We start from the raw sequence: 257 nt of genomic DNA on the forward strand, positions 1-257 counted from the left end.
AACATCACGTATGTGATGCTCGTCATGCTGGAGAGGCTGACTGCCGTCGAGCGCGCGGTTTTCCTGCTTCGCGAGACGCTCGACTTCAACTATGGTGAAATCGCGGACATCGTTCAGAAGTCCGAAGCGAATTGCCGCAAAATTTTGAGCAGGGCAAAGGAAAAGCTTCAAGGATCGGCCGAAGAAGACGGCGGCGCGGAAGCGATCGATCCCATGCGGCGCAACGAGGAACAAGCATGGGCTATCGCCAAGGCGTT

Annotated in this window: 1 protein-coding gene; it reads left to right on the forward strand. The window is 56.0% G+C overall.

Annotated elements, in window-relative coordinates:
- A partial coding sequence (locus KVT38_RS33840) for a sigma factor-like helix-turn-helix DNA-binding protein (protein ID WP_306795387.1) occupies positions 1-257 on the forward strand: 257 nt, incomplete at both ends.

Source organism: Cohnella sp. GbtcB17 (assembly GCF_019091135.1).
Classification (GTDB): Bacteria; Bacillota; Bacilli; order Paenibacillales; family Paenibacillaceae; genus Cohnella.